The organism is Aquabacterium sp. T101, from assembly GCF_057219775.1.
This window is the reverse complement of record NZ_JBXVVZ010000006.1, coordinates 31,520-44,046: the sequence shown is the minus strand read 5'-3', so window position 1 is coordinate 44,046 and position 12,527 is coordinate 31,520. Positions and strand designations below refer to the sequence as shown.

11 protein-coding genes and 1 tRNA gene are annotated in these 12,527 nt (G+C 70.9%); 6 read left to right on the top strand and 6 right to left on the bottom strand.

Annotation, left to right across the window (positions count from 1 at the left end):
* Positions 1 to 8: 8 nt before the first annotated feature.
* The 5 genes from AC2EAQ_RS14800 to AC2EAQ_RS14780 are packed head-to-tail and all read right to left on the bottom strand — an operon-like array spanning position 9 to position 5,158.
* Positions 9 to 1,565: an amidohydrolase family protein gene (locus AC2EAQ_RS14800; RefSeq protein ID WP_484645111.1), complete on the bottom strand. Its 1,557-nt coding sequence runs from the start codon at positions 1,563 to 1,565 to the stop codon at positions 9 to 11.
* Positions 1,565 to 2,311, bottom strand: a complete 747-nt coding sequence (locus tag AC2EAQ_RS14795) for a maleate cis-trans isomerase family protein (RefSeq protein ID WP_484645110.1) — start codon at positions 2,309 to 2,311, stop codon at positions 1,565 to 1,567. Before AC2EAQ_RS14795 ends, AC2EAQ_RS14800 begins: the two co-directional genes overlap by 1 nt.
* Position 2,312: 1 nt before the next feature.
* Positions 2,313 to 3,593: a TRAP transporter large permease gene (locus tag AC2EAQ_RS14790; protein WP_484645109.1), complete on the bottom strand. Its 1,281-nt coding sequence runs from the start codon at positions 3,591 to 3,593 to the stop codon at positions 2,313 to 2,315.
* Positions 3,594 to 3,603: 10 nt separating this feature from the next.
* Positions 3,604 to 4,146: a TRAP transporter small permease gene (locus AC2EAQ_RS14785; protein ID WP_484645108.1), complete on the bottom strand. Its 543-nt coding sequence runs from the start codon at positions 4,144 to 4,146 to the stop codon at positions 3,604 to 3,606.
* A gap of 13 nt (positions 4,147 to 4,159) precedes the next feature.
* Positions 4,160 to 5,158: a TRAP transporter substrate-binding protein gene (locus AC2EAQ_RS14780; RefSeq protein ID WP_484645107.1), complete on the bottom strand. Its 999-nt coding sequence runs from the start codon at positions 5,156 to 5,158 to the stop codon at positions 4,160 to 4,162.
* Between the two features lie 409 nt (positions 5,159 to 5,567).
* Here AC2EAQ_RS14780 and AC2EAQ_RS14775 point away from each other — a divergent pair, with 409 nt between their 5' ends.
* From AC2EAQ_RS14775 to AC2EAQ_RS14765, 3 genes are read left to right on the top strand one after another with little or no spacing between them, the layout of a single operon-like run.
* On the top strand, positions 5,568 to 6,224 hold the full coding sequence (locus AC2EAQ_RS14775) for a GntR family transcriptional regulator (protein ID WP_484645106.1): 657 nt from the start codon (positions 5,568 to 5,570) through the stop codon (positions 6,222 to 6,224).
* Between the two features lie 13 nt (positions 6,225 to 6,237).
* A complete protein-coding gene (locus tag AC2EAQ_RS14770) occupies positions 6,238 to 6,990 on the top strand; it encodes an aspartate/glutamate racemase family protein (RefSeq protein WP_484645105.1) in 753 nt (250 codons plus the stop codon).
* Positions 6,987 to 7,868 carry a polysaccharide deacetylase family protein gene (locus AC2EAQ_RS14765; protein ID WP_484645104.1) on the top strand — a complete coding sequence of 294 codons (882 nt, stop codon included), beginning with the start codon at positions 6,987 to 6,989 and terminating at the stop codon, positions 7,866 to 7,868. The genes AC2EAQ_RS14770 and AC2EAQ_RS14765 overlap by 4 nt, the downstream gene beginning before the upstream one ends.
* A gap of 26 nt (positions 7,869 to 7,894) precedes the next feature.
* Here the strand turns inward: AC2EAQ_RS14765 and AC2EAQ_RS14760 are convergent, their stop codons facing one another.
* Entirely contained in the window at positions 7,895 to 9,526 is a 1,632-nt protein-coding gene (locus AC2EAQ_RS14760) for a hypothetical protein (protein WP_484645103.1), read from the bottom strand.
* A gap of 167 nt (positions 9,527 to 9,693) precedes the next feature.
* Here AC2EAQ_RS14760 and AC2EAQ_RS14755 point away from each other — a divergent pair, with 167 nt between their 5' ends.
* The 3 genes from AC2EAQ_RS14755 to AC2EAQ_RS14745 all read left to right on the top strand — a co-directional run bounded on the left by AC2EAQ_RS14755 (position 9,694) and on the right by AC2EAQ_RS14745 (position 12,511).
* Entirely contained in the window at positions 9,694 to 10,821 is a 1,128-nt protein-coding gene (locus AC2EAQ_RS14755; protein ID WP_484645102.1) for a phospholipase A, read from the top strand.
* A 49-nt stretch (positions 10,822 to 10,870) separates the two neighbouring features.
* A tRNA-Thr gene (locus tag AC2EAQ_RS14750) sits at positions 10,871 to 10,946 on the top strand.
* 272 nt (positions 10,947 to 11,218) lie between these two features.
* The gene (locus AC2EAQ_RS14745) at positions 11,219 to 12,511 is read left to right on the top strand and encodes an amino acid deaminase (RefSeq protein WP_484645101.1); all 1,293 of its coding nucleotides are present in this window, start codon (positions 11,219 to 11,221) and stop codon (positions 12,509 to 12,511) included.
* Positions 12,512 to 12,527: the final 16 nt, after the last annotated feature.

The window sequence follows — 12,527 nt, the reverse complement described above, 5'->3', positions numbered from 1 at the left end:
AACGACTCCTAGGGGTCAGTGGGTGAACGCAGGGGTGGAAACTCGTACGCGCCGTCCAGCCGTCTCGACACGGACACCGGCGTGGCGGCGACGCGCTCGAGCATTCGGCGGTAGGCAGGCTCCAGGGCGGCGGCCTGGCGCGAGGCTTCGGATAGGTGCTCACGGTGGGCGGTCATCAGCTCGCGCGCCTCCGCACGCAGGGCGCGCTCGTCGACGGTGGTGACGCGCCCACCCTCGAACACCACCTCTCCGTGGACGATGGTCATGCGCACCGAACTGCCGTCCTCGCAATGGACGAGCTGGCGCACCAGGTCGTTCAGCGGCGTGAAGGCATGCGTGTCGAGATCGAGCAGGATCAGATCGGCCGCAGCTCCAGGCCTGAGCTGGCCGAGGTCGTCGCCGCGCCGGATCGCGCGTGCGCCACCGCGTGTCGCCGCCTCGAGGAACTCGGGTGCCCGCGGCCAGCGCCGGTCGTCGGGTTCGACCAGCGTCTGCAGCAGCGCACCGGTCTTGGCCGCGAGCCAGAGGTTCGTGGTGTCGTCCGTGTTCATCTCGTCGGTGCCCAGGCACAGCGTGACACCGGCCTCCCGCAGCGCGCGCCAGGGCATCACGCCGCTTCCCAGGCGCAGGTTGCACACCGGGTTGTGGGCCACGCAGCAGCCGGCCTGCGCGAGTAGCGAGATGTCGTCGGCGTCGATCCAGATGGCGTGTACCACCATCATTCGTTCATCGAGCAGGCCGAGGTCGTGCACGTGGCGCACCAGGGACCGGCCGTACTTCAGGTCGCCCAGCACGCGTTGCAGGCGTGTTTCGAGCACATGGGCATTGAACGGCAGGTCGTACGCCCTCGACAGCGCCGACAGGCCGCGGAAGTAGTCGTCGCTGACGCGCTGGGGGGCCGAGCAGGAGATCGCAGCGGCGAGGCGACCGCCCGCCGCGCCGTGCCAGCGGCGGATCAGGTGCTCGTAGAGCCCGAGCAGCTCGGCCGTGTCCTGGCGCGGTGCCGCGTCGAGCTCCGCGCGTTGCGCCGGGCTGAGGATCTCGCGCAGGTAAGGCAGCTTGTCAAGCTCGGGCACATTGGGCTGGTCGATGGCCACCGTGGCGCGGATGCCCACCTGCTCGTACGCGTGCATGATCGCATCGACGCTCTCGCGCGTGGCCCGGGGCACGTGATAGGCGTCGTCGTGGACCGTGGTGATCCCGCGCCGCAGCATCTCCACCGCTCCGAGCTGCGTGCGCACCTGGATCAGCCGCTCGGCCTCGCCCGAGGACGCCAGTGGCGGCACCTCGTGAAGCATGAACAGTTCGAGCGGCATCGCGTCCAGGCAGCCCTTCATCAGGTTGCCGGGCGAGTGGAAGTGGGCATTGATCAGACCGGGCATCGCCAGCATGCCGCGCCCGTCGACGCGCCGGGCGATCGGCCCGGTCCACGCGGCCGCAGCCCCGGGGCCCACGGCAGCGATGCGGGCACCGTCGATCACAACGTCCGCGCGCGGCCACTCGTGGCCCGCGTCGTCCAGAGACAGGACATGGGCATCGGTGACCAGGATGGCGCCGTTGCCCATCACAACCCCATCTCGAACAGCGATCCCCAGCGCGCGGCGGCAGGCGTGGTGTCGACGCCGGTCAGACGCAACGCGTGCCAGACCCCGAGCGCGGTGGTGTCGAACACCGGCAGCCCGAGTTCGGCTTCCAGCGTTGCGGCCATCACGGCAGCGGGAAAGTTGGTGCACAGACAGACGATGGCCTGCGGACGGCCTCGGGCCACCTCGCCGGCCATCGCGGCGATGCGTTCCAGCGGCACGCTGGCATAGGAAAGGTTGTCCGACAGGCCGGCACAGGCCTCGGCCACGACTTCGTAGCCTTCGGCGCCGAGGCAGTCGACCGTCTTGCGCTGCGCCGCCGGGGAGTACGGCGTGACGATCGCGATGCGCCGGATGCCCTTGGCGGACAGCAACGCGTGCAGGCCAAGCACCGAGGTCGTCGCCTGGACCCCGGTCTCGCGGGTGATCGATTCAACCAGCGCACGGTCGTGCGCGAAGCCGATGCCCGCGCCCTTGCTGCCGTTCCACACCAGCACATCGGGCGCGGCGTGGGCCAGCAGTCGGGCCGCCGCCAGCAGGCCGTCGACGGCGTAGGCGTCGGGCGACGGATCCGTGGCGCCGAACACCGGGGTGCGCGAGAAGTGCATCGACACCTCGGGCAGGTCCCGGGCGATGCCCTGCGTGACGCGCTCGACGACGGTGTTGCCCGACGGCGTGATCGTGCCGATGCAATGGCACTGTGCGGCGTAGGCGTCGGCGGCGGTCATATCAATACCCCAGGGCCCGTGGGACCGTCAGTACCAGCTGCGGCACGAACATGCACACGAACAGCAGGCCGTACATCAGCGCGATGAAGGGCCACACGTGCTTCGTCAGCTCGCCGAGCTTGAGCCCGGACACGCCGCAGATGACGAACAGCACCACGCCCACCGGTGGCGTGAGCATGCCGATGACCAGGTTGAACACGAACAGGAAGCCGAAGTGCAGCGGGTCGATGCCGTACTTGAGCGCGATCGGGTGCAGCAGCGGCACCAGCATGATGTAGGCCGCGTTCGACTCGAGGAACATGCCCACGACGAACAGCACCACCGCCACGATCAGCAGGTAGCCGATCGGGCTGCTGGTGATCTGCTGGATCAGCGCCAGCAGCTTGGTGGGCATCTGGTCGATGGTGAGCATGTAGGTCACCACCGACGCGAACGCGATCATCGCGCCGACCACGGCCGAGGTGATCGCGGTGCGCACCAGCGCCTCGGGCAGGTCGGCCAGCGTCAGCTTGCGGGTGACCAGGAAGCCGATCGCCAGCGCGTAGACCACGGCGATCGCCGAGCCCTCGGTGGCGGTGAAGGCGCCGCCCACGATGCCGCCGATGACGACGATGGGCATCATGAAGATGATCCACGAGCGCCTGAGTTCGTGGCCGATGCGGGCCCACGAGAAGGCCTCGCCGGTGAGCGGGAAGCCGCGCTTCTTCGAGATCCAGGCGTTCATCGCCATCATGCCGGCCACCAGCAGCAGCCCCGGCACGATGCCGGCCATGAACAGGCCGCCCACCGACACCGAGGGCCCGGCCATGAAGGCGTAGACGATCATCGCGCCCGACGGCGGGATGATCGGCCCGAGGTTGGCCGCCGCGGCGCAGAGCGCCGCCGAGTAGCCCACGCCATAGTGCTTCTTCAGCGACGGCAGCAGCGTGCTGCCCAGCGCGCTGGCGTCGGCCACGGCCGCGCCGGACACGGTGGACAGGCCCAGGCCGGCGAAGATGGTCACATGACCCAGGCCGCCGCGCACGCGGCCGATGGCCGCGTTGGCGAGGTCGATCAGCCGCTCCATCATGCCGGCCTTGAGCATCAGCTCGCCCGCCAGGATGAAGAACGGGATCGACATCAGCGGGAACGCGTTGACCGCGCTCATCATGCGTGAGGGCAGCAGGTTCAGGTCGACGTCGCTGACCAGCAGGCCGGCGATGGCCGACAGGCCGAGCGAGAACGCGAGCGGCATGCCCAGCAGGGCGACGCCGAAGAACACCAGCAGGATCACGAGGCTCATCGCGCGGGCCTCACTCGGTGGCCACGGCCACGCCGCGCGCCGGGCCGTTGATCGCGATCCACACCAGGTGCAGCGCGCCGTGCACGCCGCCGACGATCAGCGGCACCAGGAACCAGCCGGTGCTGGCCTGCACGGCGCCCATGAGTTCGTCCCACTGGTCGCGCGCGACGGTGACCGACTCCCAGGCCACCAGCAGCAGCGCGCCGGCACACACCAGTGCCACGATGCGCGCGATGGCGCTGCGCACCGCGGCCGGGAACTTCGCCACCACGATCTCCACGCCGATGTGCGAGCCGGTGCGGATACCCAGTGCGATGGCCAGGAAGATGGACCAGACGAAAGTCAGGCGCGCGATCTCGTCGGCCCAATCCAGGGAGCTGTTGAAACCGTAGCGCAGCGCCACCTGGGCGCCGACGACGACCACCATCACCGCCATCGCGGCGCACAGCACCCACGACACGGCGACGTCGAAGGCCGCCAGCACCCAGGCCAGCGGTCGCAGCGCCGCCGGCCCCGCCATCGGGGACCAGCGCGTGAAGGTGACGCCGTGCATCGCGCAGGGCGGCTCAGCCGCCGGCCTTCTTGACCGCCGCCAGCACCTGGTCCACGAGCTGCGCGCCCACGCGCTTGCGCACCTCGTCCACCACGCCCGCGGTGGCCTTGCGCATCAGCTCGCGCTCGCTCTCGGGCATCACGGTGTAGGTCATGCCCTTCTTCTGCAGCTCGGCCAGCGCCTCGCCGTCGGCCTTGGTGGCCATCACGCGCTGGGCGTTGATGGCGTTGGTCATCGCCGTCTGCACGATCTTGCGGTGCTCGGGCGAGAGCGAGTCGAACTTCTTCTTGTTCGCCACCACCGAGATGAAGTCGAAGAAGTGGGCCGTGTTCGACAGGTGCTTCTGCACCTCGAAGAAGCGGCTGGTGAGGATCAGCGCATACGGGTTCTCGTGGCCGTCGATCACCTTCTGCTCCATCGCGGAGTACACCTCCTTGATGTCCATCGCCAGCGGGTTGGCGCCCAGCGCGCGGAAGGTGGCGAGGTGGGTTTCGTTGGGCTGCATGCGGATCTTCAGGCCCTTCAGGTCGGCCATCGTCCGGATCGGCCGCGCACTGTTGGTCACCTGGCGCGCGCCCAGCTCCATGAAACCGAGCGACACGAAGCCCTTGTCGGCCATCTTCGACTCGATCAGGTCACCCACCGCGCCGTCCATCACCTTGTAGGCGACCTCGCGGTTCGGGAACATGAAGGGCAGGCTGACCGCTTCCAGTTCGGGCACGGTGCGCGACAGGAAGGCCATGCCGACCCAGGTCATGTGGATCGTGCCGGCGCGCGTCTGCGTCACGTTCTCCTGCGCGCCACCGAGCTGCATGTTGTCGAACACCTCGATCACGAGGCTGCCCTTGGAGGCCGACTCGACCTCCTTCTTGAACTGCTGCATCGCGATCGACGACGAGTGGTCGGGCGCGAAGTTGCCGGCGATGCGCAGCTTCTCCTGCGCCCAGGCGCCCCCGGCGGCCAGCGCCATCACGGCCGTCCAAGCGGCCTTGCGAACCCATGCTGTCTTCATTGCTGCTCCTGGTTGAACATTTCGCGAACCCGATTGCACGCGATCAGAATAGTTGTTTGGATACAAAGCATCAACGGCTTTGAATCCAATCTGATCGGTGAAAACCCCATGCACCGGCCTGGGGATCGCGCCGACATGGCGCTCCGGTTGAGCAACAACCGCGCCACCCCGCCTCCGATGGCCGGCGCCGAGGCCGGATCCGGACCTGGAATCGCTACGATGGCCGAGGGGCTCCATACCCCGAGGGCGATGCTGGCTTGCGCCTTGCGTAGACCCTCCTCACCGATATACTGACCGCCACTTTGCATTCAAAAGCGGCACTGCTTTGGATACAACCATGCCCCAAACTGGGTCGTCAGCGCGCCAAACCGGCGCATCCGAAAGCCGGGCGGCGCGCGCGCTGCCCAGCGTGGACACGATCCACCAGCGGGTGCTCACGGCCATCGTCGAGCACCGCCTGCCCCCCGGCACCAAGCTGGGCGAGGAGCGGCTGGCCAAGGTGTTCGGCGTCAGCCGCACGCAGATCCGCCAGGTGATCGAGCGGCTGGCGCACGACAGCATCGTCACCGTGCAACTGAACCGGGGCGCCTTCGTCAGCAGCCCCACGGTCGAGGAGGCGCGCGAGGTGTTCGCGGCGCGCCGCCTGATCGAGCCGGACCTGATCCGCCAGGCGATCCGGCGCGCCGGGCCGGCCGAGATCCGCCGCCTGCGCGACCATGTCCAGAGCGAGTCCGACGCCCGCGCCGCCAACGACAAGCGCGCCGTGGTGCGCCTGTCGGGCGAGTTCCACCAGCTCATCGCCGACATCGCCGGCAACCGCTTCCTGGCCAAGACGATGCGCGAGCTGGAGGCGCTGACCTGCCTCGTGATCATCCTGTACGACGCGCCGAACATGCCGGCCTGCCCGTACCACGAGCACAGCGACCTGGTCGACGCGATCGAGGCACGCGACGAGGAGCGCGCGGCGAGCTTCATGGTGGAGCACCTGCGCCACGTGGAGGCCTCGCTCGACTTCGACGGCACCAGCGACGGCGAGATCGACTTCGAGTCGATCTTCGGCGACTGAGATGGGCCCCGCGATGCGCCTGCTCGTCGTCAACGCCAACACCTCCGACATCGTCACCGAGAAGGTGGCGGCCCAGGCGCGCGCCAGCGCCGCGCCCGGCACCGAGGTGGTGGCCGTCACCGGCACCTTCGGCGGCCGCGTCATCGGCACGCGCACCGAGCAGGCCATCGGCGAGCATTCGGCGGTGGCGCTGATGGCACGCCATGCGCCGGGCTGCGACGCGGTGGTGATCGCGGTGTCCTACGACACCGGGCTGCGCGCCGCGCGCGAGATGCTGTCGATCCCCGTGGTAGGCATGACCGAGGCCGGCCTGCTCACCGCCTGCATGCTCGGCGGCCGCATCGGGCTGGTCACCTTCGGCCGCCGCGTGCGGCCGATGTACGAGGAGCTGGTGGCCGGCTACGGCCTGGCCTCGCGCGTGGCCGGCTGGCGCACGCTCGAAAGCACCGCCGCCTACCAGCGCGGCGCCCACGACGCGCTCGACGCCGAGCTGGTGGCCGCGGCCAACGACCTGGTCGACCGCGACGGCGCCGAGGCCGTGCTGCTGACCGGCGCGGTGATGGCCGGCGTGCCGCGCCGGTTGCAGCCGCAGGTACTGGTGCCGCTGGTGGACGGCATCGACTGCGCCGTGCGCCAGGCCGAGCTGCTGCACCGCCTGGGCGCGCCCAAGCCGCGCACGGGCAGCTACGCCCTGCCCAGCCCGCGCGAGAGCGCGAACCTCGACGAACCCCTGGCCCGCCTGCTGCGCGACGGCCCCCTGCCATGACCCTGCCCCTGCGCGGCCACGGCCGCTTCGCCTACCAGCCCATCGTGTCGCGCCCGGCCGCGCGCTGGCCAGGCGGGCAGGGCCTGGCGGTGTACGTGGCGCTGAACCTGGAGCAGTACGCCTGGGGCGAGGGCCTGGTGGAAGACCTCGTGCCCGGCATCCCGGCACCCGACGTCCTGAACAACTCCTGGCGCGAGTACGGCAACCGCGTCGGCGCGTGGCGGCTGATGGCGCTGATGGACACCCTGCAGCTGCCGGTCACGCTGCTGATCAACTCGGCGCTCTATGGCACCTGCCCGCAGCTGGTGGCGGCGTTCCGCGAGCGCGGCGCCGAGATCGCGTCGCATGGGCGCACCAATTCCGAGCACCAGGCCGGCCTCGCCGAAGCCGACGAGCGCGCGCTGATCGACGAGGTGACGCGCGAGATCGCGCGTCACGAGGGCCGGCCGCCCGCGGGCTGGCTGAGCCCCTGGATCGCCGAGACGCCACGCACGCCCGACCTGCTGCACGAGGCGGGCTATCGCTACGTGCTCGACTGGTGCGTCGACGACCAGCCGGTGTGGCTGACCACGCGCACCGGCCGCCTGCTCGCGGTGCCCTACCCGCAGGAGCTCAACGACAGTGCGGCCATCATCGGCCGCCAGGTCGACGCGCACGAGTTCTCGACCATGATCATCGACCAGTTCGACGAGATGCTCGAGCAGTCGCGCGACACGCCGCTGGTGATGGGCATCGCGCTGCACGCGATGATCGCCGGCCAGCCCTTCCGCGTGCGCGCGCTGCGCCGCGCGCTGCAGCACATCGCGTCGCACCGCGACCGCTGCTGGCTCACCACCGCGGGCGCGGTGGCCGACGCGGCGGCCGCCTTCGCGCCCTGACCCGCCGGCGCTCTCGCCGCCGCGAGCTAGGCGCCGATCGAGAACAGCCGGGCGTTGTTGACCGCGTAGACGCGGCCGTCGGCACCCACCGCCGTGGGCGTGTAGGCCTGCGCATAGCCGTTGTTCAGGCGGATGCGCTGCGACAGCGTGTTGGTGGGCAGGTGCCAGCGGTACAGGTAGCCGTCCTCGCTGTTCATCAGCACCGAGCTCGTCGCCGGGTCCACCGCGGCGGTGTTGATGCACCACTCGGTGACGCCGCCGTTGTAGTTGGGGTCGGCGGTGGGGCCGAGCACGGTGATCACCTCGCGCATCACGAAGGTGCTGGAGAAGCGGTCGGGCTGCGACTGCGTGGGGTCGACGATGGCCACCCGGTGCTGGCCGTCGCCGGTGCCGATGTTGGGGTAGCTGTTGTACTTGAGCGCCAGCAGGTACGACGAGGTGCCGGTGTACTGCGGCAGCATCGCGCGCGGCACGATCGACGGCGTGATGTCCCAGCCGAAGCCGCCCGGCACGCCGGCCGGCGCCAGCGCGGCGTCGAACTGCAGCAGCCAGCCGCGGAAGTTGTGCGACGGCGGGTTGGCTTCCAGCACGCCGATGAACACGCGGCCGTCGGGCCCGACGGTGGGCGATGCACTGGCGTTGTCGCTGACCCAGGCTGGCGTGGCAAAGAGCGGGTCGATCAGCGCGCGGCTGGCGATCGGCGCCAGCGTGGTGCTGTCCAGCGCGAGCAGCCGGCCGGTCGCCCGCGTGCCCGAGCCCACCACCTGGTTCACCACCACGTACAGCGTCGCGCCGTCGGCGGACAGTGCCGGCGCGCTGTTGGTCGCGGTCTTGACCATCGTCGCGTCGCCGGCCGCGTCGGCTGCGGCCACCCAGCGCCGGCTGCCGTCAGCCCCCAGGCGCGCGATGCCGCCCACCAGCGCGGACGGGTTGGCGCCGGTCACGGTGAAGCCGAAGTAGAGGTTGCCCGCCGCGTCGGAGGTGATCGGCGTGTTGACGAACACCGTGGCGTCGAAGGTGGCCGACGCACCGGCATAGGCGGCGTCGCCGTAGAACGCCAGCGTCTCGTTGGCGCCGGTGGCACTGTCGGGTGTGGCACGCACGCGGATGCGGCCGCCGGCCATCGGCCAGGCGACGCGCCGGTCCGGCGTGAGCGCCGGGTTGAACGACGGCACCCACGCATGCGGCGGCAGGCGGTAGTCGCTGTCGCCGGCCCACAGCAGCGCGCCGGTGGCGCCGATGCGCGCCTCGACCCGGAACGCGTTGGCGCCGGTCTTCACCGGCACCACCACCGTGTTCTGGCGCGTGATGACGGGCGAGCCGTAGTGGATCAGCAGCGAGCCGCTGCTGGTGTAGCTGGGCGCCAGGTCCACCGGCGTGGTCCACCACACCGTGGTGAGCGGCTGGCTGGCCACCTCGTCCAGCAGCGCGGTGTGCTGCGCATTGCGCGCGAAGCCGAACCATGCCGGACCGTCCACCGGCACCACCGGCGGCGGGGGGGGGGGGGGCGGCGGCAGGTCAGGGCCGCTGTCGCCCCCCCCCCCGCCGCAGCCGGCCAGCGTGAACAGCGAGGACAGCAGCGCGCTGCGGCGCGACACGCCGCCGCCGGTGGCATCGGCGGCAGCGGAAGGTTGATCGGGCGTGGGGGCGGGTTCCATGCGCGCGCAGTGTGCCGCACCCGGCGCGGACGCACGAGCGCCGATTGGCAACCCGATGTGACCCCCCGGACGCCGACCCACCCCACGAAGCGCAGGCGACCGCTCGCGCGGGAGCGCTGCGGCGCCCCTTACAGTGCGCGCTGGCCCACAGCCCCCTCGTCGACTGCATGCCCGCGACTCCCCTGCCCCACCCCCGCGGCGCCATCGCGCAGCGCCTTCGCGTTGCCGCCGCCGGCTCGTTGCTGGGGCTCGGCCTGGGCGCCGGCACCGCGCTGGCCCAGGGCGCCGGCGCCGACTGCGTGGCACTGACCGACGACGCGCAGCGCCTGGCCTGCTACGACCGCGCGCATGGCCGTGGCGCGCCCGCGCCGGTCGCCACCGGCGCCGCCGCCTCCACACCCACATCCGCACCGGCGCCCGCGCCCGCAACGGCGCCGGCCACAGCGCGTCCGTCGGCAGAGGGAGGGCCCGTGGCCGCCGCCGGTGGCGTGAGCCTCGGGCCGCGCTGGGACCTGGACGGGCAGCGCGGCGAGCTGTTCGCGCCGCGCGTGCATCGCCCGGTGTACCTGCTGCCCGTCACCTGGACCGACCGCGTCAACCTGCGTCCGTCGTCGCCCGCGCCCGGTCACACCGTCACCGAGGACCAGGTGCTGCGCGAGCTGGAAGCCAAGTACCAGCTGAGCCTGAAGACCAAGTTCTCGCACGGCCTGCTGGGCACGCCGGTGTCGCTGTGGGGGGCCTACACGCAGTCGTCGCGCTGGCAGGTCTACAACGGCGCCGCGTCGCGCCCCTTCCGCGAGACCAACTACGAGCCCGAACTCATCTTCGCGATGCCGCTGCAGGGCGAGCTGGCGGGCTGGAACCTGCGCCTGGCATCGCTGGCACTGAACCACCAGTCCAACGGCCGCTCGCTGCCGCTGTCGCGCAGCTGGAACCGCGTGATCGGCACGCTGGGCGCGGAGCGCGGTGCCTGGACGCTGGAGCTGCGCCCGTGGCTGCGCATCCGCGAGAACGCCGAGAGCGACGACAACCCGGACGTGGAGGACTACGTCGGCCGCGGCGAGCTGCGCATCGCCCGCCACGGCGGCGACCATGGCCTCGTGCTGCAGCTGCGCCATTCGCTGCGCGGCGGCGACCGCTCGCGCGGCTCGGCCCAGCTCGAATGGGCCTTCCCGCTGTCGGGCGTGCTGCACGGCTACCTGCAGGTGTTCCGCGGCTACGGCGAGAGCCTGGTCGACTACAACCTGCGGCAGACCAAGCTCGGCCTGGGCGTGGCCATCGCCGGCTGGCAGTAGGCGCGGCCGGGCGCCGCGGGCCCGCTTGCTATACTCCCGCGCTTCGTGCGCCGGTGTAGCTCAGTTGGTAGAGCAGCGCATTCGTAATGCGAAGGTCGGGAGTTCGACTCTCTTCACCGGCACCAACGATCCCCAGGGCCTGCCTCCGCGCAGGCCCTGTTCCCTTCGGGCACCTGCCGCTCCCTGCCGCCTTGGAATCGTCGTTGGCACGCGTGGCACGGCAGGGTTGCCGTGACAATGCGGGCCTATCGAAGTCTTTTGGCCACAGACCCGACAGGTTGAACACGGTTCAGGCTCTCGGCCGAGTCTGCGGGCTTGACCCGAAAACGGGCCTCGAAGGCCCCTGACGCTCGCGGTTCTGGACATTGGCTTCGCACAGACACCCGCCAGGACCCCCATGACCGCCGATGACCTGCTCGACCCGCTGATCGGCCCCGGTTTCAAGGGCTTCCCCCACGACCGCCCCGCGCTGCGTCGCAGCGCCATCGCCCAGGCCGGATGGAACGTGCTGGCCGGTGACCTGCCGTTTCCGGTCGCCGTGCTCAAGCGCGACGCGGTGGCACACAACGTGGACTGGCTGCAACGCCAGGCGCGCCACTGGGGCATCGACCTGGCGCCGCACGGCAAGACGACGATGTCGCCGCAGCTGTTTCGGCGCCAGCTCGACGCCGGTGCCTGGGGCATCACCTTCGCCACGGTCACCCAGCTCGCGGTCGGCGTGGCGTCCGGCGTGCGCCGCGCGTTGATCGCCAACCAGGTGCTGGGCGACGCGGACCTGGCAGCGATCCAGCGCCTGCTGCGCGAGCATGCCGGGCTGCGCATCGTGTTCCTCGTCGATTCGACCGCGCAGCTGGACCTGATCGAGGCCTGGGCGGCGCGGCAGGCCGGCTGCGTGCCCTTCGACGTGCTGCTCGAGCTGGGCCTGCCGGGCGGCCGCACCGGCTGCCGCTCGCACGACGAGGCGCTGGCGCTGGCTCGGCGGCTGCACGCCAGTGCTGCGGTGCGACTTGCCGGCCTCGAATGCTATGAAGGACTGGGTGCCCAGGGCCGCAGCGAGGTCGACGTGCCTTATGCACAGGCGCTGATGGACCGCGTGGAGGCGCTCGCGCGCGAATGCGACCAGCACCAGCTCTTCGACACCGACGAGGTGCTGATGTCGGCCGGCGGATCGGCCATCTTCGACCTCGTGGCGACGCGACTGACGCCGAGGCTGAGCCGCCCCGTGCGCGGCCTGCTGCGCTCGGGCTGCTACATCACGCACGACCATGGCCACTACAGGCGTCTGGTGAACGTGCTCGAGTCGCGCCTGGGCTGCGCCCCGGGGGCCGCGCTGCTGCCCGCCCTCGAAGTCTGGACCCACGTGCAGTCCTGCCCCGAGCCGGGCCTCGCGCTGCTGGCTGCGGGCCGGCGCGACCTGTCGTTCGACATCGAGATGCCGATGCCACTGCTGCGCGCGGCGCCTGGTGTGCTGTCGCCGCGCGCCGTGCCGGCCGGCTGGCGCGTCACGGCACTCAATGACCAGCACGCCCACCTGCGCTGGGAGCCGGGCGCACACGTCGACTCGCCAAGGGTCGGGGAGCGCATCGCACTCGGCATTTCGCACCCCTGCACCACCTTCGACAAGTGGCATTGGATGCCTCTGGTCGACGACCGGTACCGCGTCGTCGACGCGGTGGTCATGCACTTCTAGGCGCCGCCCCGGGCGC

Bases quoted from the DNA above. Each gene is read 5' to 3' on its own strand.
- AC2EAQ_RS14785 (WP_484645108.1), bottom strand. From the start codon at position 4,146: ATGCACGGCGTCACCTTCACGCGCTGGTCCCCGATGGCGGGGCCGGCG.
- AC2EAQ_RS14765 (WP_484645104.1), top strand. From the start codon at position 6,987: ATGACCCTGCCCCTGCGCGGCCACGGCCGCTTCGCCTACCAGCCCATC.
- AC2EAQ_RS14770 (WP_484645105.1), top strand. From the start codon at position 6,238: ATGCGCCTGCTCGTCGTCAACGCCAACACCTCCGACATCGTCACCGAG.
- AC2EAQ_RS14790 (WP_484645109.1), bottom strand. From the start codon at position 3,593: ATGAGCCTCGTGATCCTGCTGGTGTTCTTCGGCGTCGCCCTGCTGGGC.
- AC2EAQ_RS14795 (WP_484645110.1), bottom strand. From the start codon at position 2,311: ATGACCGCCGCCGACGCCTACGCCGCACAGTGCCATTGCATCGGCACG.
- AC2EAQ_RS14780 (WP_484645107.1), bottom strand. From the start codon at position 5,158: ATGAAGACAGCATGGGTTCGCAAGGCCGCTTGGACGGCCGTGATGGCG.
- AC2EAQ_RS14760 (WP_484645103.1), bottom strand. From the start codon at position 9,526: ATGGAACCCGCCCCCACGCCCGATCAACCTTCCGCTGCCGCCGATGCC.
- AC2EAQ_RS14800 (WP_484645111.1), bottom strand. From the start codon at position 1,565: ATGGGCAACGGCGCCATCCTGGTCACCGATGCCCATGTCCTGTCTCTG.
- AC2EAQ_RS14755 (WP_484645102.1), top strand. From the start codon at position 9,694: ATGCCCGCGACTCCCCTGCCCCACCCCCGCGGCGCCATCGCGCAGCGC.
- AC2EAQ_RS14745 (WP_484645101.1), top strand. From the start codon at position 11,219: ATGACCGCCGATGACCTGCTCGACCCGCTGATCGGCCCCGGTTTCAAG.